The sequence below is a fragment of the Bradyrhizobium sp. CB1015 genome (assembly GCF_025200925.1).
Taxonomy (GTDB): domain Bacteria; phylum Pseudomonadota; class Alphaproteobacteria; order Rhizobiales; family Xanthobacteraceae; genus Bradyrhizobium.
This window is the reverse complement of the sequence record NZ_CP104174.1, coordinates 7194207-7218284: the sequence shown is the minus strand read 5'-3', so window position 1 is coordinate 7218284 and position 24078 is coordinate 7194207. Positions and strand designations below refer to the sequence as shown.

General features: G+C 61.4%; 13 protein-coding genes and 2 pseudogenes. 4 read left to right on the top strand and 11 right to left on the bottom strand.

Going from position 1 to position 24078, the window contains the following annotated elements; genetic code table 11:
• Positions 1-48 precede the first annotated feature (48 nt).
• From N2604_RS33780 to N2604_RS33745, 8 genes and pseudogenes are all read right to left on the bottom strand, one after another.
• The gene (locus N2604_RS33780; protein WP_260372287.1) at positions 49-840 is read right to left on the bottom strand and encodes a heme-binding protein; all 792 of its coding nucleotides are present in this window, start codon (positions 838-840) and stop codon (positions 49-51) included.
• 69 nt (positions 841-909) lie between these two features.
• Positions 910-1833: a cytochrome c oxidase assembly protein gene (locus tag N2604_RS33775; RefSeq protein WP_260372286.1), complete on the bottom strand. Its 924-nt coding sequence runs from the start codon at positions 1831-1833 to the stop codon at positions 910-912.
• Complete coding sequence (locus N2604_RS33770) at positions 1821-2174, bottom strand: hypothetical protein (protein WP_260372285.1); 354 nt, start codon at positions 2172-2174, stop codon at positions 1821-1823. Before N2604_RS33770 ends, N2604_RS33775 begins: the two co-directional genes overlap by 13 nt.
• Entirely contained in the window at positions 2171-2770 is a 600-nt protein-coding gene (locus N2604_RS33765) for a cytochrome c oxidase subunit 3 (RefSeq protein WP_260372284.1), read from the bottom strand. The genes N2604_RS33770 and N2604_RS33765 overlap by 4 nt, the downstream gene beginning before the upstream one ends.
• Positions 2767-4674 (bottom strand): cytochrome c oxidase subunit I, encoded by a 1908-nt coding sequence (ctaD, locus tag N2604_RS33760; protein WP_260376365.1) that lies wholly within the window; start codon positions 4672-4674, stop codon positions 2767-2769. The genes N2604_RS33765 and ctaD overlap by 4 nt, the downstream gene beginning before the upstream one ends.
• 2 nt (positions 4675-4676) lie before the next feature.
• The gene (coxB, locus tag N2604_RS33755; protein ID WP_260372283.1) at positions 4677-5687 is read right to left on the bottom strand and encodes a cytochrome c oxidase subunit II; all 1011 of its coding nucleotides are present in this window, start codon (positions 5685-5687) and stop codon (positions 4677-4679) included.
• A gap of 195 nt (positions 5688-5882) precedes the next feature.
• Positions 5883-5945 (bottom strand): annotated as a pseudogene (locus N2604_RS39855) (hypothetical protein); the annotation flags it as partial.
• A 363-nt stretch (positions 5946-6308) separates the two neighbouring features.
• On the bottom strand, positions 6309-6431 hold the full coding sequence (locus N2604_RS33745; protein ID WP_260372281.1) for a hypothetical protein: 123 nt from the start codon (positions 6429-6431) through the stop codon (positions 6309-6311).
• 228 nt (positions 6432-6659) lie between these two features.
• Here N2604_RS33745 and N2604_RS33740 point away from each other — a divergent pair, with 228 nt between their 5' ends.
• Entirely contained in the window at positions 6660-6860 is a 201-nt protein-coding gene (locus N2604_RS33740) for a hypothetical protein (RefSeq protein WP_246732459.1), read from the top strand.
• Positions 6861-7105: 245 nt separating this feature from the next.
• Here N2604_RS33740 and N2604_RS33735 read toward each other — a convergent pair whose 3' ends face one another.
• From N2604_RS33735 to N2604_RS33720, 3 genes are all read right to left on the bottom strand, one after another.
• A complete protein-coding gene (locus N2604_RS33735; protein WP_260372280.1) occupies positions 7106-14146 on the bottom strand; it encodes a VCBS domain-containing protein in 7041 nt (2346 codons plus the stop codon).
• 1241 nt (positions 14147-15387) lie between these two features.
• The gene (locus N2604_RS33730) at positions 15388-16587 is read right to left on the bottom strand and encodes an IS256 family transposase (protein WP_260372279.1); all 1200 of its coding nucleotides are present in this window, start codon (positions 16585-16587) and stop codon (positions 15388-15390) included.
• 3913 nt (positions 16588-20500) lie between these two features.
• Positions 20501-20746 carry a hypothetical protein gene (locus N2604_RS33720; protein WP_260372277.1) on the bottom strand — a complete coding sequence of 82 codons (246 nt, stop codon included), beginning with the start codon at positions 20744-20746 and terminating at the stop codon, positions 20501-20503.
• Positions 20747-21829: 1083 nt separating this feature from the next.
• Here N2604_RS33720 and N2604_RS33715 point away from each other — a divergent pair.
• The 3 genes and pseudogenes from N2604_RS33715 to N2604_RS33705 all read left to right on the top strand — a co-directional run.
• Positions 21830-22735: pseudogene (locus N2604_RS33715) on the top strand (IS256 family transposase); the annotation flags it as partial.
• A gap of 510 nt (positions 22736-23245) precedes the next feature.
• Positions 23246-23455: a hypothetical protein gene (locus N2604_RS33710; RefSeq protein ID WP_197963703.1), complete on the top strand. Its 210-nt coding sequence runs from the start codon at positions 23246-23248 to the stop codon at positions 23453-23455.
• A 105-nt stretch (positions 23456-23560) separates the two neighbouring features.
• The gene (locus N2604_RS33705; protein WP_260372276.1) at positions 23561-24067 is read left to right on the top strand and encodes a prepilin peptidase; all 507 of its coding nucleotides are present in this window, start codon (positions 23561-23563) and stop codon (positions 24065-24067) included.
• Positions 24068-24078: the final 11 nt, after the last annotated feature.

The following is a 24078-nucleotide window of genomic DNA, read 5'->3' as shown; positions in this document are numbered from 1 at the left end:
ACGTACAAACCTTGCGCTTCTGCTTGGTTCCAAAGTGTGATTGCCGGGCTATCTCACCACGTTTCCGGAGACGCCTGCGCCGAGATCGACCGCGATCTGGTCCTCCTTGCCATTGCACTTGGGATGACCGAAGCCTGAGGCGCTTTTGCCATCCGGGCCAATGTCGTAGATGATTGCGTCCTTCATGTTCGGACTGACGCCGGCGGGCACGCGGTCGAGCCCGAGCAGGTGGCGCACGCGCCAGGCGACGTTGTGATCGGCGCAAGAGCTGTCCCCACTGACGCCGAGCGCACCGGCGATGCCGTTGCCATCATAGAGCGCCAAGCCGCCGCCGAAGACGATGACGCCCCCGACGGGCTTGCCCACCATCGGATCGTGTGTCGTCCCGAACTCGTCCGGATTTCCGGTGTACAGGACCTCCGCAGACGGCGGGTTGCTCAGAGTAGCGCCGAACAGGAATCCGCCCGGCTGCGCCCCAGCGTAGAGATTGGCCGTCGCCATCGCTTTGTCCTTGAGGCTGAACGCATTCGCCGTGTTGGCCTTCTCCGCTGCGATCGCCCGGCTTCCCGGCCATTGATCATCAACCTTGCTCCCGCTGTAGGCGACCGCGCAGACGATGCCCTGCCGGTTGACGACCGCAGCCCACTCGTTGTTGTCCAGACCGCCATTGCTCGGGCCGCCGCCCGGCTTGACGCTCTTCTTGAGAATGTCGGCGAGCTGATCATGGTCGACCGGACACGACATTGCGGGCCGGGGCTGGTCCTGCGCTTTCATATTTGCGGGCATCGACAATGTCGCCGCCAGGATGGCAGCTGTCGCGGTGACGCATCGTGGGCCCATGTGACCTCCCTTCGGCATCGTATCAGCAGGCGAACGTTCGAACGGAAGTTGCAGTTCCTATGCAGGGGCTCACCCCGGACTTTGAATGGAAGCGAGCGGCGCGTCGTTGTCATTGACGGTCAGCCACCGGTACGCAAAGAACAGCGCCGCGCCGGTATAGAGGATTCCCATCGGCACCCACATCAGGATGCCGGCGAGTTGCTGGTCTTCGAGTGGCGAGAGGCCGAATTCGCCAGCGAGCGCGCCTTGGCTGGGGATCCAAACTCGCGGCGAGATGGTGAGCAGGGCGCCGAGCACGCCTGAATGCAGGATCGTGATGAACAGGCAGCCGATGGCGATGCCGTCGCGCATGCGGGTGCTGCGTCCCACGCCGCGGCCGTGCAGCAGCACCCACCAGAACAACAGGGAAGTTGCGAAGAAACTGATGTGCTGGAGTCGATGCACCGCAGGGTTCGTGAGCGCGCATGCGTAAAGCGGCGGTGCGTGCCAAGCCCACAGCGCCACGCCATGCAGCGCGGTCGCGCTCACGGGATGACCGACGAAACCCCACGCGCGCGCCACGGGCAGGGCATTCAGCATACGCCCGGCTGCGGGGCGGAACGATGCCGGCAGGCTCCACAGCAAGGGACCGTTGAGGCGCGCGTAGGCCATCAGTGGCGCGGCAATCACCATCAGGAGTTCGTGCTCGGCCATATGCGCGGTGAACAAGCGTTCGCCGAGCCAGTGTAGCGGCGATGTCACGGCGAGCGCTGCGATCAGCCAACCGGTCCAGAAAGCGCCGACCTGGCGGTAACTGACGCCGCGGCCGCCTCCCGCGTGCGCCCACAGCCGCTGCGTCCCGACATAAAAGCCGATGCCGACGGCATAGAGCGGGGCCATGAGCCAGGGATCGTAGCTCCAGAGCGATCCCGCATCGACGTCTGAGAGCCCGTGCGCGGCTGCCGGCTGCGCGAGCAGCACCAGCGGCAGTGCTGCAAGTCTCAGCGCAGGCATGGGCTGATCAGGAGCGAGGCGGCCAATTGGTTCGCAATCACGAGCGCAAACAGCGCGCCCATGCCGACGCCAAGCCAGGCCATGAATGACCTCGGGCCGCCGCCTTGTGCATCGACCCATTCTGCGCCAGCGCTGCGGCGGACCGCGCGGGCCGATATCGCAGTTCCAGCCAGTGCGACGATGGCCAGCACCACGCTGACGATCGTGCCGCTCACGCGCGTTGTCTCGCACGAGAAATGTGCGAGCACGTAGATGCCTTGCAGGTTCAGTCCCCATGCGATGGGTCCGAGCGCCACACCGGCCCAGTAGAGCAGCTTTGCATTTCCCTCGGCTTCGGTCATAGGCGCGGCATCCAATCGAGCAGGACATAGAGCGGCAGCCAGGCGAGCACGACGAAGTTCCAGTAGAACACGTTGTCGGTCACGTCGCTGAATCGGCGCGGCTTGGCGTGGCGGGTCAACATCAGCACGGCCAAGACGACGGTGTCGCCGACGTCGGTGGCGAGATGAACCGTATGCAGTCCCAGAATCAGCCAGACGATGGAGCCATAGGCGGAATTGTCCCAACGGGTGTTGAGATGCGCGAACTCGAAGCCGCGCAGCACCAGAAGCGCGATACCGATCAAAGCCATCCCGATCAGGCAGATGCGGGTCTTTGCGAGATCCTGCCGGTGCGCGACGCGATTGGTGTATTCATTCGGGATGATGCTGAGCAGATAGAGCACGGTCGCGGTCGTACCGGGCCAGAGATCCGGCGGCGGAGCGCCAATCGGCCAGCTCGAGTTGACTGCGTAGAGGTAGAGATAGGCGCCGATGGCGACGGCGAAGCCCATGCCTTCGAGCGCCATAAAGCCCATGGCGCCCCACCAGGGGCCGCTGCGCGGACCGAAGCCGTAGGTCGGCAGGTCCGAGACGTTGCGCACGATTGTCTGTCTCACGCCTCGTCCTCCTTGCTGCCTTTGGGCCAGAACCAGCCGATCAGAGCAATGGCCATTGGCGGCGTGCCCCAGAGCACCGCCCAGGGCGTGAAGATCGAGCCGATGAAGAAGATCGTCGTCGCGATCGCCGTGAGCAACGGCCAGATGCTGGGCTCGGGCGAGGCCTCCCGGACTTGCGGCTCCGCTTCCGCGAGTGACGTCAGCAGAACTTCACGCCTTTCCGTGCTGAGGCCAGCGACTACGGGCAGGCTTTCGCCGTCGGCCCACAGGGGATCGCGGTGCTTGACGACGGGAATGCGATCGAAATTCTGCGGCGGCGGCGGCGAGGACGTCGCCCATTCCAGCGTCGAGGCACCCCACGGATTGTCGCCCGCGAGCTCGCCCTTGCGCAGGCTGTAGATCACGTTGAAGAGAAGTAGCGCGAAGCTGACCGCAAACACAAGCGCCCCGGCACTGGACAACAGGTTCAGGTGAGCCCAATCCATGTCGGCGGTGTAGGTGTAGACCCGCCGCGGCATGCCGATCAGGCCGAGAATGTGCATCGGGAAGAACGCGATATTGAAGCCGATGAAGGCGAGCCAGAAGTTCCAGCGTCCCAGCCGCTCGCTCAGCACGCGGCCCGCGATCTTGGGAAACCAATAATAGACGGCGCCGATCAATGGGAAAACGGCGCCACCGATCAGCACGTAATGGAAGTGGGCGACGACAAAGTAGGTGTCATGCACCTGGGTGTCGATCGGTACCGAGGCGACCATGACGCCCGAGAGTCCGCCGAGCACGAAGATCACGATGAAGCCGATCACGAACAGCAGCGGGGTGCGGTAGACCAGCCGTCCGTCCCACAGCGTCGCCAGCCAGCAGAAGATCTGAAGCCCGCTGGGCACCGCGATCAGCATGCTGGAAGCCGTGAACAGTCCGGCACCGAGCTGCGGCAGGCCGGTGACGAACATGTGGTGGACCCAGAGACCGAACGACAGCAATCCGGTGGCGATCAGCGACAGGATGACGATAGGATAGCCGATCACTGGGCGTCGCGCGAAGGTCGCGAGGATCGCCGAGACCATGCCGGTCCCCGGGATGAAGATGATGTAGACCTCGGGATGTCCGAAGAACCAGAACAGATGCTGCCAGAGCAGGGGGTGTCCGCCGGACGAAGAATCATAGAATCGGGTGTTGACCAGCCGATCCAAGATCAGCGACGTCGATGCGACCATGACCGACGGCATCGCGAACATTACGAGGAATGCAGTGACCAGCATCGCCCACACAAACAGCGGAATGCGGTCGAGCGTCATGCCTGGCGCGCGCAGCTTGAACACCGTGACAATGATCTCGACGGCTACTGCGAGAGCTGCGACTTCGGTGAAGGTGATCATCTGCGCCCAGACGTCGGCCCGCTTGCTCGGCGTGAATTGCAGATTGGAGAGCGGAACGTAGGAAAACCAGCCGACGTCGGGGCCGACATTGAAGAGGAACGAGATCCAGAGAAAACCGCCGCCGAACAAGAACATCCAGTAGCTGAAGGCATTCAGACGTGGAAATGCGATGTTTCGCGTACCGACCATCAGCGGCACAAGATAGACGGCGAACGCCTCCATGACCGGCACGGCGAACAGGAACATCATGGTCGAGCCGTGCATCGTGAAGATCTGATTGTATTTGTCCGCCGAGAGGAAGGTTTTCTCTGGTCCGGCCAGTTGAATGCGCATCAGAACCGCAAGGAGCCCGCCGAGACCCAGAAACGCAAATGCGGTCACGATGTAGCGGCGACCCACGACCTTGTGGTCCACCGACATGAGCGCACCGAGAAGCCCCGGGGGCGTGCGCCAGATCCGCTGTAGCTGTGTGGAGAGCCGAAGGCCGTTCAGGGCGTCGTCCCGCAAGTCCTTCGGTTCGGCGGCCATGCTCACTTGAGCTGCTCCAGATAATGAAGGATCGCGATGAGTTCGTCCGATTGCAGCGGCATCTTCGGCATGAAATTGCCGGGCTTGATGTGCTGGGGATCGGCGATCCAGCCGGCAAGCGTCGCCGGAGTGTTCGGCAGCGTTCCTGCGGCAATTGTGGTGCGGCTGGCGATATGGGTAAGGTCGGGGCCTAGCTGCCCACCGGCCATCGTGCCGCTGATATTGTGGCACAAAGCGCAGCCGCGGCCGCGGAACAGCGCCTCGCCCTGCATGCCGAGTTGATCCGAGGGACTCGCCGCGCTTTGGTTCTCATGATCGCGCCAGCGGCCGAACTCGTCCGGCGGCAGGACGATCACTGCGAACGCCATGTGAGCATGTTGCAGTCCGCAGAACTCGGCGCACTGGCCGCGATAAACACCAGCGTTCCTCGCCGTGAATTGCAACTCGTTTTTCTGTCCGGTGATCAGGTCCATCTTCCCGGTCAGGCTCGGAACCCAGAAGCTGTGGATCACATCTGCGGACTCCAGCTCGACTTTGACGGGCTGCCCGGTCGGAATGCGGATCTCGTTGGCCGTCACGAAGCTTTGGTGCGGACTATCGGCTTCATAACGAACCTCCCACCACCATTGGTGGCCAATGATCTTGATCGTAAGGACGTGTTCGTCCTTCGCGAAGACGGTGCGCTGCCCCGCATAGCTGACGAAGGAAAGGCCGAGCACGATCGCCGTCGTCGCGATTCCAAGCGCGAGGACCACGCGTCCGGAGCGTTCTTCGAACGCCTGATCAAGGTCCAACGGCTGATCTGTCGAAAGCTTTCGGCGCAGCATACCTACGCCGAGCACGACGATGACAGCGATCCAGACGATCGCCGCGATGACGAGAAAGATGAACAGCGTATGCTGGATCTGCTCCGATTGAAGGCCCTGCGGGTCGAGCGCCGACTGCTGACCGGCGCATGCGGCCAGCGGCCATATCGTGCATAGCGCCAGGACCCCTCGTACCCAGACCGACATGGAATCTCTATACTCCGCCTCACAGGCGGAACCGTGCCATCCTACAAAGGTTCCTATTCGTCGTCCGCACGATCGGCAGAATGGGAGCCGCCCAGCCGTGATATCGGCGAGTGCGCTGGCACTGGGCCCGAGCGTCCTGGCGACGCTAAAAGTTCCGTCGGCCTCGAGCACGACAGCATTTACATCTTCAACGCGGCTAATACCTTGACGCCGGATCGCCGCGCGGACGTCCGCCTCGGCGACGCGCTGGCGGCGCATCGCATCGTGAAGAAACCTCCCGCGATCGAGCAGCAGCGCCGGTTGCGGATTGCTACGATCCGCAGTTCGCTCCAATGCGCTACCGAAAGCGCCATGACGAGTTGCAGCCCGATCAGGATGGCGAAGCCTACCAAAGACTGCGCCACGCTGATGTTGCCGGACAGAACGCTGTTGGTGAAGGTCGACCCGAGTGCGACGGGTGACGATTAGGTCGAAGGCCTACCACTTTGCGAGGGTTCGCGGACCTGCGAGGCGGAGCAGGACAATCAGGGCGATATAGCTGATCGTGGTGCCGATCGCGGTTCGCAGTAGGGGCGCCCAGCCCCGAAAATGATTTGGCTGACGTCGACCATGGCCGGCCAATCAAAATGGCCAGCCCTTGACGGCAATCAGAATGGAAACGTCACCCCCGGCCATCAGCAGCAGGACCATCAGAACAGCGACGATCGCTCCGGGCTGGGCAAGCACGCGCAGGTCTTCGTGCATGGTCGGCTCCGTATCCCGATGTTCTGTGTGCAATATCTTGATGCGCGGGAGGTTCCTAGAAGGATCTGGTAGCGTGAACCCCTGCTTCAGGAAGGGCACATCGATCAGCTTGGTGAAGATGCCTCGAAGCGTTGCATATTTGCAACCCGCGCTGCCGTGCAGGCTAGTAAGCTCGTCGACCGGAATGACGAAAACATATTTCGCTTTGACATAATCGCGGGACGAAAAATGTTTGATGTTTATCGCAACGGCAAGCGTGACGTGCTCGTTCTAAGCACAGGGTCCTCAATCCCAGGCGCTTGTTCTACAAATAGGTGGCGCAAGAGCAGAACAAGAATTCTCAAAGTAAGCGAGGAGATTAGGTCAACGGTTCAGCGACAAGGGTATTACGTCCGTAGCTTGCGGGTCACGAAAAAAGGACTGATCTAATTCGGGCGCACGGACCGCGGAACAACGCGCGGCTGATAATGCCACTTCGATCTCTCCCCCGGACGCGTCATTTCTGGCAGAACCATTGATTGAACGATATGGCGAGCGGGCCCGACGATATGCTTGAGCGCGGTTCGTGGAACGATCGGGATCATCATCGTCGCGGGCAAGCCGGAATCCAGGGCCAATGTTCGGCAGGCCCGCCGGACCGCAACATTCGCATCGAACCATCTTCTTACAATGCGTCAGACCAGATAGTCGTGATAGCTGATAAGCGTTCCCGCGTTCATGTCTGCCTCCGTCCGGAAGCCCGCGGCATCGTACTGGCCCAACAGGGCAATGTCGGTGGTATGGACTCCGTCAGTCACCGACAAGGTTCCTCCAGTGCCTGCCTGATTTGCGACATAACTCACGGTCGTGCCGACCCCGAATGCCACATCGACGAGATCGAGGTGGTCATTGGCGTCAAGTCCGGACACGACCCCGCTAAAATCGAAGGAGTCGTGAAGCACGATTGTCCCGGTGGCTCCGGCATCGAGCGTTATCTTGGTCGATGAGGCGGCTCCGAATTCGAGCGTGGCTACTCCATCCATCAAGGCGGTGCCGCCGCCAGTGACGCTGCCATTGAGGGTGATGTTGGCTCCATGCGCCCACAGCAGCCCAGAATTATCAAGGTTGCTGTCGATGACCATGCCGCCGCTGCCTGTCGCTTCAAGCGTTCCGGAATTGACGATGGTGTTCGTCCCGGTATCGATATCGAGCACATTGATGCCGGTGGCGACAATCGTGCCTTTGTTGACCAGCCCCATCATCCCGCCCCCGAGGTGGCCCGCGCCGGCGATCGTGTTGTCCACATTCGTCAGCGTGACGTCTGAGGTCGTTCCGGTGATCAGGTTCTGATCGCTGTCGGACAGCACGACCTGCCCATGACCCTGGAGTGTGATGCCGTGTTCGATCAGCTCGAGGTTTGTCCCGTTTCCGGTCGAGTTCAACTCAATTGTACCCGTGTTGTCGATGGTGCCGCTCAACGGAAGCAACGCGCCGTCGCCTATCACCAGGCTGCCGGAATTTTCCGTAACGGGGGTTTGATCGAACACGAAATTGCTCGATGTGAGCGACATCGGATCGAGACCTTGCAAAGTGATCGATTGGCCTTCTCCCAACTCGATCACAGCGTTGCCGTTGGCGTCGCTTAGAGTATGCGCCTGAACGTCGGCGAACGAGGTGAAGGTGGCGTAATCGACCAGATCGATTTGGTCATGCATCGCGTCGAAGTTATAAACCACGTCATGACCGATCGGCTGCGCGAACACCAGCAGGTCGCTCCCGCTCGAAGCCGTCAGATGGTCGTCGCCCGACACAGCAAAGATCGGTGATCCCTGCGCATAGACTTCGACATTGTCGGACACGGTTACCGTTCCCGTAGTGCCATCGGCGTTCGTCCAGGTTTGCATGACGTTCAGCACCACCGCACCCGCGAAATCTAGCGGCGAAGTGATTGTCATCGACTGCACATCATTTGTCTGAGCAGTCCAGGTGCCATCGCCGTTATTCGTAGCGTTACTGAGACTCCAGCCCAAGGGTACCCCGCTGATCGTGACGGTGATGACATCATTGGGATCATCTGAGGGATCGCTCAGAGCCAGATTGATGGCCTCGCCGGCGATACCAGCGGGAAGGACAGTGGCTCCGCTCCCTTTCACGATCGTGACGGTGTCAGTGTCGGCGAGGCCTCCTCCGTCGGTCGTTGTCATGGTCAACGTCCGCGTGGTGTTGTTTGACCCACCACTAAAGGTCACGCTGGCCAAGGCCGCATTGATGTCCGAGATCGAACCGGAGAACGTCATGGCTTTGGTGCCGTTGGCACCGGAACTGAATGTAAGGCCCGATGTGGTGGAGAGTGTTAAAATGCCGGTCGACGATTGCGGAGAGTTGCCCAGTGAGAGAGAAACAGTCTCGATGCCGTTGTCGACATCAGTAACTCTCAGCGTGAAAGTGGCTGTCGAGCCACCGCCGCTACCGTTTCCAACGGCCTGCTGCCCCGGAACGGTGTTGACCGGCGCGTCATTGGCGCCGCTGATGGTAACGGTTAGCACCGCCGTGTCGGTCAGGCTGCCATCAGTCAAGGTATAGTTGAAGGTGTCGGTCGTCGTTTGGCCGACGTTGAGCGCCTGCACGGTTGCGTCGGTCTCGTTGACCACGTAGGTGTAGCTGCCGTTGGCATTGAGTGTCAGCGTGCCGTGCGCGCCCACCAGGCCGACGCCCAAAGTGCCGGCCGTGCCGGCCCCCTCGGTGCCGCCGGTGCGGATCGCACTGACCGTCAGGCTGGCGCTGTCGACATCGGTGTCATTGGTCAGCACATTGCCGCTGCCGTTAATGCCTCCTGATCCGTTGGTCGTGCCGCCTTTCTCGGTCGCGGCCGTGGCACCCGGACTGGCACTGGTGTCATTGATGGCGATCGGCGCATCATTGGTGCCGGTGATGTTTACCTTGACGGCGCCGGTGGCGGTGCCGTCCTGGCTCACCACCGTGAACTGGTCCTGCACCTGCTGGCCGGCGGTGAGTTCATTGTGGGCGCCGTTGCCGATGTAGCTCCAAGCACCGTTGGCATCGACAGTGAAGTCGCCATAGCTTCCGTGGACATTGCTCTGCGCCACGACATGGGCCTGGCCGGTGTCGGGATCCACAATCGTCAGCTGGCCGGAGGTGTTCAGCGCCGCAGCCGTGTCGCCCTCGGTGACGGACTTGGAGTCCGAGCTGACCGTCGCGTTGTCGTTGGTGCCGGTGATGGTCACCGTGACGCTGCCGGTGGCGGTGCCGTCCTGGCTCACTACGGTGAACTGGTCCTGCACCTGCTGGCCGGCGGTGAGCTCATTGTGAGCGCCATTGCCGATGTAGCTCCAGGCGCCGTTGGCATCGATCGAGAAGTCGCCGTAGCTCCCGTGGACGTTGCTCTGGGCCACGACGTGGGCTTCGCCGGTGTCGGGGTCGATGATCGTCAGCTGTCCGGAGGTGTTGAGCGTGGCGGCGGTGTCGCCCTCGGTCACGGACTTCGAGTCCGAGCTGACACTTGCCGCGTCGTTGGTGCCGGTGATGGTGACCGTGATAGTGCCGGTGGCGGTGCCGTCCTGGCTCACCATGGTGAACTGGTCCTGCACCTGTTGGCCGGCGGTGAGCTCATTGTGAGCGCCGTTGCCGGTGTAGTTCCAGGCGCCGTTGGCATCGATCGAGAAGTCGCCATAGCTGCCGTGCACGTTGCTCTGTGCGACGACATGGGCCTCGCCGCTATCCGGGTCAGTGATGGTGAGCTGGCCCGAGGTGTTGAGCGCGACTGCGGTGTCGCCCTCGGTGACGGACTTCGAGTCCGAGCTCACGGTCGCGTTGTCGTTGGTCCCGGTGATGGTCACCGTAGCCGTGCCGGCGGTGGTGCCGTCCTGGCTGGTCACCATGAACTGATCCTGCACCTGCTGGCCGGCAGTGAGCTCATTGTGCGCGCCGTTGCCGGTGTAGCTCCAGGCGCCGTTGGCATCGATGCTGAAGTCGCCATAGATGCCGTGCACGTTGGTCTGGGCCACGACATGGGCTTCGCCCGAATCCGGGTCGGTGATGGTGACCTGGCCCGAGGTGTTCAGCGCGGCGGCGCTGTCGCCTTCGATGACAGACTTCGAGCCCGAGCTAACGGTCGCGTTGTCGTTGGTGCCGGTGATGGTCACCGTCACGGTCCCGGTGGCGGTGCCGTCCTGGCTGGTCACCGTGAACTGATCCTGCACCTGCTGGCCAGCGGTAAGCTCATTGTGCGCGCCGTTTCCGGTGTAGCTCCAGGCGCCGTTGGCATCGATGCTGAAGTCGCCATAGCTGCCGTGCGTGTTCGTCTGGGCCACGACATGGGCTTCGCCGGTGTCGGGATCCACAATCGTCAGCTGGCCGCTGGTGTTGAGTGCGGCGGCGGTATCGGCCTCGGTGACGGACTTCGAGTCCGAGCTCACGGTTGCAGCATCATTGGTGCCGGTGATGGTCACCGTGACGGTGCCGGAGGCGGTGCCATCCTCGCTGGTCACCGTGAACTGGTCCTGTACCTGTTGCTCGGCAGTGAGCTCGTCATGCGCGCCGTTGCCGGTATAGCTCCAGGTCCCGCCGGCATCGATCGAGAAGTCGCCGTAGGTGCCGTGGACATTGCTCTGCGCGATGACATGGGCTTCGCCCGTATCCGGGTCGGTGATGCTGAGCTGGCCGGAATTGTTGAGCGCGGCGGCGGTATCGGCCTCGGTGACGGAGTTCGAGTCTGATGAGACCGTGGCCGCATCATTGATTCCGGTGATGGTCACCGTCACGGTGCCGGTGGCGGTGCTGTCCTGGCTGGTGACCGTGAACTGGTCCTGCACCTGCTGGCCTGCGGTGAGCTCGTTGTGAGCGCCATTGCCGGTGTAGCTCCAAGTGCCATTGGCATCGATGGAGAAGTCGCCATAGCTGCCGTGGACATTGCTCTGCGCGATGACATGGGCTTCGCCGCTGTCCGGGTCGGTGATGCTGAGCTGGCCGCTGGTATTGAGCGCTGCCGCAGTATCGCCCTCGGTGACGGACTTGGAGTCCGACGAGACCGTTGCGGCATCGTTGGTGCCGGTGATGGTGACCGTCACGGTGCCGGTGGCAGTGCCGTCCTGGCTCACGACCGTGAACTGGTCCTGCACCTGCTGGTCAGCGGTGAGCTCATTGTGCGCGCCGTTGCCGACGTAACTCCAGGCGCCGTTGGTATCGATGGAGAAGTCGCCGTAGCTGCCGTGGACGTTGCTCTGCGCGACGACGTGGGCTTCTCCGGTGTCGGGATCCACAATCGTCAGCTGGCCTGAGGTGTCCAGCGCGGAAGCGGAGTCACCTTCGGTGGCGGTCTTCGAGTCCGATGAGACCGACGCCGCGTCGTTGGTGCCGGCGATGGTCACGGTGACGGTGCCGCTCGCGGTGCCGTCCTGGCTGGTCACCGTGAACTGATCCTGCACCTGCTGACCGGCGGTGAGCTCGTTGTGGGCGCCATTGCCGGTGTAGCTCCAGGCGCCGTCGGCATTGATAGTGAAATCGCCATAGGTCCCGTGAACATTGCTCTGCGCGACGACGTGGGCTTCGCCCGTGTCGGGATCCACGATCGTCAGCTGGCCGGAGGCGTTGAGGGCCGCGGCCGTGTTGCCCTCGGTGACGGACTTCGAGTCTGACGAGACCGTCGCCGCGTCATTGGTCCCTGTGATGGTGACCGTCACGGTGCCGCTCGCGGTGCCATCCTGGCTCACCACGGTGAACTGGTCCTGTACCTGCTGCCCTGCAGTGAGCTCGTTGTGGGCGCCGTTGCCGCTGTAGCTCCAGGCCCCGTTGGCATCGACAGTGAAGTCGCCGTAGGTCCCGTGGACGTTGCTCTGCGCGACGACGTGGGCTTCGCCCGTGTCGGGATCCACGATCGTCAGCTGGCCGGAGGCGTTGAGGGCCGCGGCCGTGTTGCCCTCGGTGACGGACTTCGAGTCTGACGAGACCGTCGCCGCGTCATTGGTCCCTGTGATGGTGACCGTCACGGTGCCGCTCGCGGTGCCATCCTGGCTCACCACGGTGAACTGGTCCTGTACCTGCTGCCCTGCAGTGAGCTCGTTGTGGGCGCCGTTGCCGCTGTAGCTCCAGGCCCCGTTGGCATCGACAGTGAAGTCGCCGTAGGTCCCGTGGACGTTGCTCTGCGCGACGACGTGGGCTTCGCCCGTGTCGGGATCCACGATCGTCAGCTGGCCGGAGGCGTTGAGGGCCGCGGCCGTGTTGCCCTCGGTGACGGACTTCGAGTCTGACGAGACCGTCGCCGCGTCATTGGTCCCTGTGATGGTGACCGTCACGGTGCCGCTCGCGGTGCCATCCTGGCTCACCACGGTGAACTGGTCCTGTACCTGCTGCCCTGCAGTGAGCTCGTTGTGGGCGCCGTTGCCGCTGTAGCTCCAGGCCCCATTGGCATCGATCGAGAAGTCGCCATAGGTCCCGTGGACATCGCTCTGAGCCACGACGTGGGCTTCGCCGGTGTCGGGGTCGATGATACTGAGCTGGCCCGAGGTGTTGAGCGCGGCGGCGGTGTCGCCCTCGATCACCGACTTGGAGTCTGACGAGACCGTCGCAGCGTCATTGGTCCCTGTGATGGTCACCGTCACCACGCCAGTCGCGGTGCCATCCTGGCTGGTCACCGTGAACTGGTCCTGCACCTGTTGGCCGGCGGTGAGTTCATTGTGAGCGCCGCTGCCGGTGTAGCTCCAGGCGCCGTTGGCATCGATCGAGAAGTCGCCATAGGTCCCGTGGACATTCGTCTGCGCCAGGACATGGGCTTCGCCGCTGTCGGGGTCGATGATGGTGAGCTGGCCGGAGGTGTTGAGCGCGGCGGCGATGTTGCCCTCGGTCACGGACTTGGAGTCCGAGCTGACGGTTGCCAGATCATTGGTCCCGATGATCGTTACCGTAACCGTCTGAGTAGCCGTCGAGCCGTGGCCGTCGTTGACCGTCACTACGAAGCTCTCGGTGACGCTCTGGCCAGCCGCGAGATACTGCGCCGCGCTATTGTTCAAGGCATAGTGCCACTGCACCGAGCCATTCAGGGCGTTGGCTGCCTCGTTGACCGGATCGAGCGAAAATGTGCCAAGCGAGGTCGTATTCGTAGGCGACGCTACAAACGCCGCTGTGTGCGTATCACTCAGATCCACATCGGTGAAGCTGATGGTGCCTGCGGTATTCAGAGCCTCCGAGAGGGCCGGTGTCGATGGCGCGTCTTCGACCACAGAGCCGCTCTGCGGGCTCGAGGTCATATAGACCGAGTCGTTTGCGCCATTGAACTGGAGCGTCACCGTCGCCCAGCTGAGCGTGCCGTTGCCCAGCTGGATCGCGTAGGTGAATGTGTCAGTCAGCGTTTGCCCGGCCGCCAGCGCCTGAAGCTGAGCGTTGATGTCGCCCTTATCGTAATGAACGGTGCCGTCCGACTCGATCCAGATGCGCGCACCGAGCGCGCTGCGGTCGCCGGTTCCGACCATGCCGGCCGCGTCACTGCTGTACGCTACATCCTTGACCAGCAAATCCGCAGGTGCGTAGTTCTTGGTGGATGCGGAGGCGCTCGTTCCGTCGTCCAGTGAGAACAGCGTTTTGGCCGCGCCTCCAAGGTCATTTGCCAACACATTCAAGATGAGAATGTTGCTGGCGTCTTCCGTAAACGAGAAAATGTCGGAGTTGGCTTGCGGAGTATTTCCAAACGAAACCGTGCTGCCGCCCGTCGTCTGCGTCGCCATAGCTAAATCCTCTGAATGATATGCCGTCCGCGTTCACGGACCTGGACAAGTTGCACAATTGCGCGGTGACGGTCGGTCGATGCCTTGACTACACCGTGGAAGAAAAATTCTGTGCTGCCGAGCAAGACTGTCGTCATGCTGAGGGCGGCGAAGATGTGCAAAGAAGGCATGCGACGAACTCAAGCGTGTTTGGAGCTAGCGTCGCTCCGAGCTCGCAAGAGGATGTCGCGTGCACGGTCGCGGCCTGTCAGGAATGAGCGGTAGCCCTCGGGCGCCGGACCGTACGCGACGGCTGGCAGATCGTTCGCGAACCGCACACGGAGCTCGATCGAAGGATCACATGCTGACAGAGAAGAACTCGAAATCGCCTGAAGATCGGCTTCAACTTGCGCCCGGCCGAAGATGGTCTCGGACTCCCCTACAAACCACGCACGTCTCATTCTCATTCGCGACCCTCGTCTGCCAATGCAGAGCAGAGAGTGCCGCCGCCAAATCAATTCACGCAAACCGGGAGCGTTCGCTCGGACGGATGACACGTCCGCTCGTTGCGCCGATTTGGCCAAGCTGCCGGCAAGCTACGTGAAAGGATTTAGACGTTATCCCCTGCCCATTCGTGTGCGGTCCTGATCCGCCCACGTTTGCAATTGTCGATCTTCAGTATTCTTCGGCTCCAGAAGCGGCGGGATCGGAGTGATCCCGATTTGTCGGCCTCCGGATTTAAATTTAAAGCTAAATTAAATAATCGTCTCCTGTCAATTTATTTATTTGCCCGTCTGAAGTTAATGCTTAATGCAGCAAAATCAGCGACAAGAAAGCCGCTTCCGCCACTCCCCGAGGGAGCGCCCCGGTGTTATACGGAATTTAATCTCTTCGTGCGGATGCACGTTTAAAGGGATCAAATTGAATGGTTTCCGACGGAACAGCAGCGTTTGGCGGCTCGTCGAGCGGGGGGCACTGTTGCCGAAGTTCGGTAAGCCTCTGAGAGGGGATCAGCGGCTTCCGTCCGACCGGCGCAAATGACCAAAGCCGACCGTTTGAAATCCTTATTGGCGGATGAAAGCTTTGGCATGCGGAGGGCGCGGAGCAACGTAGAACCGCGCGTTGCAGGCGAGGCATGTCAGGTGCTCCGCAATGTCAATTCGCAATCCAGCTGACATCCTTTCAGAGCGGCAATGATCGTGTCCCCGAGCGTGGTGTAACTGGCGGTGGGACACCGCGTTCGCCGGCAAGAGCCGGACTGGTCAGCTGGCGATAGCCGGGAGGCTGACGGTTGGATCATCGCTCAACGGCGCGATGGTTTCCAGGGTCATGTAACGGGCGCGCTGGACGGCCCATTCATCATTCTGTTCGAGCAGGATCGCGCCGATGAGGCGGACGATAGCGTCCTCATTGGGGAAGATGCCGACGACCTCGGTCCGGCGCTTGATCTCGCCGTTGAGGCGCTCGATCGGGTTGGTCGAGTGCAGCTTGGTGCGGTGCTGCGGCGGGAACGTCATGTAGGCCAGCACATCGGTCTCGGCCTCGTCGAGGAAGCCGGCGAGCTTGGGTAGCTTGGGGCGGAGCTGATCGGCGACCTTCCGCCATTGCGCTCGTGCGGCCTCGGCATCGTCCTGGGCAAACGCAGTGGCGATGAAGGCGGAGACGACACGCCGTCCACTTTTGCCGGCATGGGCCAGCGCGTTGCGCATGAAGTGCACGCGGCAACGCTGCCAACTGGCGTTGAGCACCTTGGCGACGGTCGCCTTGATGCCCTCGTGGGCGTCGGAGACGACCAGCTTGACGCCGCGCAGGCCGCGGCGGGCGAGCTTGCGCAGGAACGCCGTCCAGAATGTCTCGGCCTCCGAGGGACCAATGTCCATGCCGAGAACTTCGCGCCGGCCATCGCTGTTGACGCCGACCGCGACGATCACCGCGACCGACACGATGCGCCCCTGCTGGCGCACCTTCACGTAGGTGGCGTCGATCCACAGATAGGGCCAATCGCCCTCGATCGGGCGAGCGAGGAACGCCTTCACCTTGTCATCGATCTCCGCGCACAGCCGCGAGACCTGGCTCTTGGAGATGCCGCTCATGCCCATCGCCTGCACCAGATCGTCGACGGAGCGGGTCGAGACGCCCTGCACATAAGCTTCCTGCACCACGGCGGTGAGCGCCTTCTCGGCCATCCGGCGCGGCTCCAGAAAGCCGGGGAAGTAGGAGCCTTTGCGCAGCTTGGGAATGCGCAGCTCGACCGTGCCGGCGCGGGTCTCCCAGGTCCGGTCGCGGTAGCCGTTGCGCTGCGCCAGACGCTCGGGGTTCTTCTCGCCGTAGGCGGCCCCGGTCTGGCCTTCCACTTCCCGCTCCATCAGGCGCTGGGCAGCAAAGCCGATCATCTCGCGCAGCAGATCCGCATCAGGGGTCTTCTCCACGAGCGTGCGGAGGTTCATCATCTCATCGGTCATCGGTGGTTCCTCGAATCAGGTTGGTGTCAGCAACCCGACCCTACCGGCGAACTGCCGGTGACCACCGCAAAGCCGCCCGCCCGCTACGGCGCCATGGGAGGGCGCGCGTGCGGACGGCTTTGCTCTACCGAGCTACACCATCACCGGGGACACGACCGCGGCAATCCGGACATTCCCTCTTGTTTAGCAAGCTGAGGGAGTCCGCAGCGCTCATTTGGAGCGCCCGAAGGCGGGCGGGGTCACACACCAAAGGACTGCCGCATTTGTCTCGCAAGCACGAAGGCAGCTTCGGTGTTGCGGCCGCCAGACCAGTATTGATCGCAAATCGCCAGAACCAGCAGCGCTATAAGTGCAATAAGAACGCCCCTGAACATAGCAGACTTCTCCGAAGAAGAGACTGCCAACCGAGCAGCGATGGAACCGACTGCAACGCGTATGTTTTCGAGTCGCAGCTGCGACATCTGCAATGGGCCAAGGCTGGCAAGAAGACGTGACTTTTCTCTTAATCGAGGCGCTCCAAAGTAAGCGAGGAGATTAGGTCAACGGTTCAGCGAGAAGGGTATTACGTCCGTAGCTTGCGGGTCACGAAAAAAGGGGCGATCTAATTCGGGTGCGCGGACCCCGGCATCACTACCACCCAGCCGCTATGCTCTGGCTTTTCTGGGTGTCAACCGCAACTTGCCTAAATTGGAGCCGGCGCCCGGCCATTCCCGAACCAACGTTTGCCAAATTTCGATAGCGTTCTCGAACGCAACTTGCATACCGCAACTCGGCTGCTCGCAATGTCCACCTGTTCGTCAATCGCTTTTGCGTAAAGTCCCGAGTACGGATATTCTACGGGAGCTGCGAGCATGGTCGTCATGGCCAAGCTCGTCCGAGTTGCCTGTCCAGATGTTCTCGCCTAACCTCCGCCTAGGGCGTCGAGATCAATCCGCTTGCTGTGGCAACTATCCAGCGATTACCCCAGCGCACGATAGAGTCAATTCGCCCGATGCCAGGGACCACGTCACCGCGTGCTGCCATTCGAATTCCGTCGGGGCCCTCGAGCACCGCCGTTCCCCCGCGAACGTCCAGCACGGCCCAACCTGCAATGGTCGTTGGTCTTGTCTCGGCGGCCGACAGGACCGGCCCCGCCGCAGGCGCGAGCGAGCCAGTCACAGACACGTCCGCGTCGACAGCCGAAGAAGCTGGGTTGGAAGTTTCCGCGGATTGCGCCCCACTCGAGGTTTTGGCCAGAGGCTTGGCAGCAACGCTCGCGATGACCGGGGAGGGTTGCGCTAAAGCAGGCGCTGTTCGCGAGGCCGACGCTGATGCAACCTTTCGGGCGCTTTCGGCCTTACCGCCTGACTTAGTGTCCGGCATGCGGCGCGAAGCGGTTTCTAGCTGAGCAGTCGGGCTGAGAGCCGAGAGAGCTGCAGGACCATACCAAGCACCAGCCCAGCCCAATCCGAAGCCCCCCGCCAAAGCGACTACGACGAGCCAAATAGTGGGTTTTGAGGGACCGCTTGGCGCCAATAACGCCAGGACCTCATCTCGCGTCGAGGTCGAGAAATCCGATGGGTCGAGAGTGACGGGCCGTGTGGCGACCTCGCCACTGCCGTGATCTGCGACGGTCACGCTCCTTTCCAGGGTATTCGCATGGTGCAATGGCATGCTCGGATCCCTTGCGGTCGCCAATGATCGTGCCGGGACCTAAACCAACCCTTAACAGCCGGTGCACTCAGCACGAGAGCGAGAGCCGTGGATCGCGAAGGGGTGCCCAAGCGATTAGAGAGCGTCACCCCTGCTGGGCAGCCGTCGCGCGAGTAAAGGGCAGAGTGGGACTACCAGCCTGAGAACCGGGCGCGCGTGAATGCTGCGGTACCGGGCGTGTAGCTTTGCCGAACAGACCGAGCTTGCGGAACGAAAACGACCCGAAAGACAAGCGAAAGGAGTGCGCTGTGACAATGGTGTAGGGACTTAGCTTAGTCTAGCCCTTTTAATGCCCTCGTCATTCATGGGTTGTATGTTCCTACCCTGGATTGCCTATGTTTCCCCTTGTCGACCGCCTATTGCTTCAACAATCATGGTTTGGGCAGTAATGAGTAATCGAGGTGGGGTTTACAATTATTCGACTATTCTGGGCGAGCGGGTCGAGGGACTGGTCACACTGTTTCGAGAACTGCAGAACCCTCCGGCGTCGCCTACGAGCCGCTCAGGCGAGAGCGAATGCAAGGACTAGCCGTATCCCCAAAGTCCGTCTTAGACGGAGAGTGCTTCGGCGGAGATAGCTGTTGCGAGCTCGTCGAGCCGTTCATTGCGATGATCGAACTTGCCACTTCCGTTTTCTAGGAAGATCGCTCCACGCGACCTCATTATCCAGTACCCGCGGAGCACCGAAGCATTGGAGCAACAGTCGCACAGCACTTTGGATCGGTGCACGATTGTTAATTTGCGTCGTGTGCGCGATTCAGGCCTGCTCTGTCCTAACGAACCAGACAGAATATATGGGGGCGGCGAGAATGATCGTACGGGCGGGGACTATAGTTGCGTTGCTGCTGATCCCGGTGGGGTCCGAAGCCTTCGCTTCGCGTCACCACAGGCCCACAGGACGCATCTCGTGCAGCGAAGTCAGATACTACGTCGCCAAATATTCGGCACCAGTGGCGGAGATGTACGCCCGCAATCATGGCGCTACTGACGCACAGATCGAACGGGCGCGACGTTGCTTGGCTTCCAACGAGACTGCCGAAACCGAGCGACCACGCGCTTATACCGATTAAAGTCGTAGATCGGCCCCCCATGGAAGTGCTCTTGTGCGTCATTTGCTGCACAAGGATGTGGAGCTGAGTGCTAGCATTGCGGAGCGGATCGTGCTGCGCATGCTAAACGGCTCAGAGTTCGGGGCGAAGAGTGCGGGGTATTCGCCGAGATCATGAAGGGCGAGGCGGCCCGCGACAGCGACTTAAAGCGCGCTGAGGCTTACGAAAGCTTATGGCGAACAACGACGAATCAGTTGGCGAGTCAAAGTAACGCGGGAGTCTGCACCTCGTTCGGTACACCTCGCCGGGAAAAACTGGCACCGTTCCCTATGTCGCGCTAGCCTTGTGCCATACGTGATTCGGGGGATTCATGGAACGAAAGCCTTTCGAGAGCATGGCTCTTGAAGAGCTCTGGCAACTTCACACCGTCGTCAATGATATTCTGGCCCAGAGGCTTTTGGCGAAGAAGGAGGAGCTAGAGCGACGACTAGAGCTCCTCAAGCGAGAAGACAAGACTCCCCATTAAGGCCTCGCGATCCGCGCGCGGGTTCACGCTGGCGGGACTAGCTGCTTGAGGGAACCTTGATTGCTGGCGCGAACCGTTCGGAGAATGTTGCGGCCTTTGCATCCCGTGCCGCGGAAAGGGCAGCCGAAATAAACGTGGAACATCCGATGGTTGCGAACGCTAAGAGAGCCGCACCGAAAATTAGGCTACGCATTTGAGCCTCCCGCAACGGGCGTTACCGTCAGAGTATCGGATTGCATTGTTTCAGCTTCGCTTCGTTGGAGGCCTCAAATGGCTTCGTACACGCGGCCGTGAATGCGCTCCACATGCGCGCTAAAGCTCCCGATTGATTCCCGGGCGGCTAGTGGCCTGATTGTTCATCGATCTATCGCAGCAGCGCACGTAATCCGGTTGTAGCCTGCTTCCAGTGAGGCAACGATGCAGCTTTGGATCCTACATGCGCTGGCGTGGCTTCATCTCGGCGATGGACGAGAGCATCGTCGCGCTCGACTGCCGTTGGAGCTTGAGCGGACATCAGCCGGCAAGCCCGATCATGAGTACGCAGCCCAATTTGGGCTATGCGCCGTGTTCGGCTGATCCTCAACACAAGGTCGCGATGATGCACTCAACGCGGGGCGGGACACAACCATGACGCCACCGCCGCGGATCACAGGACGCATCCGCACCGAGCCGATTGGGCATAGGCCGAAAGGCGCGGGTCGATCCCGGCATGCGCCGCGCAGAAGCGGTCGATGATTTGACTGACCTTCTCGCTGTAGTCGCGGTGCCAGTGTCCAAGGCCGTGGAGAGCGCTTTCCCGACAGGCGATCGATTTAAGCTGAAGGATGCGATCCATGGTTTGCAGCGCGCAATCGTGCAGCATTGGCAGGTCGGGGTCGTCGGGAAGAGCCAAGCTCGGAAACGCATCCCACCACATATAGCAAACATTGTTGAGTGTGTTGCTCGCGGCTTCGCTCAGGTGAGACAGGTGAGGTTCACAACGAGGTTCGAACAAGTTGGCAAATAGAGCCGCGACAGACGTGACGCAGCGAGCACGGTCTTCGACCGGAACATCAGTTGAACAAAGCCATCCGCTATCACCGCCGGCAGTGGTATTGACAAGGTAGGTTAGGCCCTGCGCGATTTGGCTGTCGGCAAATCCCCGTAATGCTGGCTCCGGTCTTCAAACAGCCGAGTGAGATAAGACACGGCTTCTACCGCCGGCGGATCCCACCAATCATGCTCGGGATCGAAGTACCAAGGTGCTTGCTGAAAGCGAACCTCGCGTCCAAAGGCGTGCTCCAGCCATTCATCAAAGCTGAGGTTTTGAAGGCGCATCGCAGGTGCCGCGGCTCATACAAAGCAAGTCGGTTGGCCAAACGACATCGCCGCCGCGATAAGGTCCCCATCGCTATGAAGGTCGCGGGCCGAGGCGGTTTCGCCTTCAACCAAGCTGATGCTAGGCTAGATGCGGAATGAAGCCAAGCCGCGAAACTTGCAGCGTCCAGCCTGGCAGGTCCGGTCCCGCCGCTGGCATGCTAAGCCTTTCAAGGCCCATTCTGCAGGCAAGGCGAAACGGATCGGGTCCAAGCTCAGCGCGTTCAAAGGAGTTGACGAAGACGCCTTTCGGGACGGCGCGCCGGTCGGTGTTCTAAGTTTGCCTTCGGCATCGGCAGGGGGACGTCGGGGAGAGGTCCCGCAACAAACAATAGCAATGGCCAACTCGGTTGAGTCACGCAGCCATTTGCGACGCGCCTAAATAGCGGTGGTGTTGGCCGTCGGTGAAGCGCGGTCGGCCGATCCATGATCGCATGGGTTTAACTCGTCGGAGATGTCACTGGTCGTGTCCCCGGTGATGGTGTAGCTCGGTAGAGCAAAGCCGTCCGCACGCGCGCCCTCCCATGGCGCCGTAGCGGGCGGGCGGCTTTGCGGTGGTCACCGGCTGTTCGCCGGTAGGGTCGGGTTGCTGACACCAACCTGATTCGAGGAACCACCGATGACCGATGAGATGATGAACCTCCGCACGCTCGTGGAGAAGACCCCTGATGCGGATCTGCTGCGCGAGATGATCGGCTTTGCTGCCCAGCGCCTGATGGAGCGGGAAGTGGAAGGCCAGACCGGGGCCGCCTACGGCGAGAAGAACCCCGAGCGTCTGGCGCAGCGCAACGGCTACCGCGACCGGACCTGGGAGACCCGCGCCGGCACGGTCGAGCTGCGCATTCCCAAGCTGCGCAAAGGCTCCTACTTCCCCGGCTTTCTGGAGCCGCGCCGGATGGCCGAGAAGGCGCTCACCGCCGTGGTGCAGGAAGCTTATGTGCAGGGCGTCTCGACCCGCTCCGTCGACGATCTGGTGCAGGCGATGGGCATGAGCGGCATCTCCAAGAGCCAGGTCTCGCGGCTGTGCGCGGAGATCGATGACAAGGTGAAGGCGTTCCTCGCTCGCCCGATCGAGGGCGATTGGCCCTATCTGTGGATCGACGCCACCTACGTGAAGGTGCGCCAGCAGGGGCGCATCGTGTCGGTCGCGGTGATCGTCGCGGTCGGCGTCAACAGCGATGGCCGGCGCGAAGTTCTCGGCATGGACATTGGTCCCTCGGAGGCCGAGACATTCTGGACGGCGTTCCTGCGCAAGCTCGCCCGCCGCGGCCTGCGCGGCGTCAAGCTGGTCGTCTCCGACGCCCACGAGGGCATCAAGGCGACCGTCGCCAAGGTGCTCAACGCCAGTTGGCAGCGTTGCCGCGTGCACTTCATGCGCAACGCGCTGGCCCATGCCGGCAAAAGTGGACGGCGTGTCGTCTCCGCCTTCATCGCCACTGCGTTTGCCCAGGACGATGCCGAGGCCGCACGAGCGCAATGGCGGAAGGTCGCCGATCAGCTCCGCCCCAAGCTACCCAAGCTCGCCGATGTCGCGTTTGGCTTGGGCTCTGAACGGGCGGAGGCGCGAGTTTCCCTGTTCTCGCCGCCGGCCATGCTTTGTTCGGCCGCTCTCCCAACAAACGCTAAGAGAAAGTCAAACAAAAAATCGCCTCCGACCCATGCCTCTCGATCGTGCGAACGGTGAGGATCTCAATCTCGCTCAATCGCGTGCCATTCGAGCAAGAAGCGTGGGGGCATCATTTGCAGCGGAGCGGATCGCGCGATCTGCTGCGCGACTGGAATGCCCATACTATCTCCGTAAATCTCATCGATCGATGGTTAATTCTGTATGTCATTGTAAGGCAATGATTTTTATTATCTATCAGTCGAGTTTAAATGGTTGATGTCGGAAAATTAAGGTCCGCCGCATATTAAATATTGACTAAATATAATATTTAATAAAGAGTTTTCGAGCGGCGGGGCGCTGGTCGTTCGTAGCCGCTGAAATTTGCCAAGGGTCTCCTGCAAATCCATCTTCGAAAGAAAGGCTTTCCCTATGTTGCGCTATTACATCAAGACCACCGACGCCTTGAAGCGCCTGCGTGCCGACCAGGATGGCGTGGTGTCGTTCGAGTATATCATCGTCGCGGTTTGCATTATCGGCGCAGTGTCGGCCGTGTTCGGTGTGGGAGCTGGCGGTGCGATCGGAACCGCGCTGACAGGCGGGATCACCGCGATCACCACTGCCTTCACTGCGGCGGTCTGATACGGCCATCTGACGTCAGAAGGGGGGCATCGGAATGTGTCCCCCTCTCAGATGTTCTCTCTCCATCTTTAGTGTGCCTTCCGCCTGTTTGAGGCATGCATTGCTATGAGCTGGGTTTCTTACATCGCCGCGATACTGGAAATCCCGTTGTTGCTGTATGTCGCAACACTCGATGTCGCGACCCGCTTGATCCGAAATGACGTCTGCCTCTTGCTGGCGCTGCTCGGGATCGCCGGTCAGCTTGCCAGCCCGATGCAACTTGCCGAATCCCTCGTCGCCGCGACGATCCTGTTCTTGCTGCTGTTCGCGGTTTACCAGCGTGGAGGGATTGGCGGCGGCGACGTCAAGTTATTGGTTGCTTTGGCCATTGGTCTGCCGCTGGCAGGCTTGATCCAGCTGTTGACGATAACCTCGTTGGCCGGCGGCGTTCTTGCCGTGGTCCATCTGATCATGCGCGTCCTGCCATACCCGAAGTTGGCCCCAGTCGGATCGACGCTCGCACGCCGGGTCTACGCGATCGAGCGTTGGCGCCATGTGCGACATGCACCCTTGCCTTACGGCGTGGCCATAGCGTGCGGCGGCATCTGGACCATCTTGACTGGACCATCTTGAGCAGAGGATTT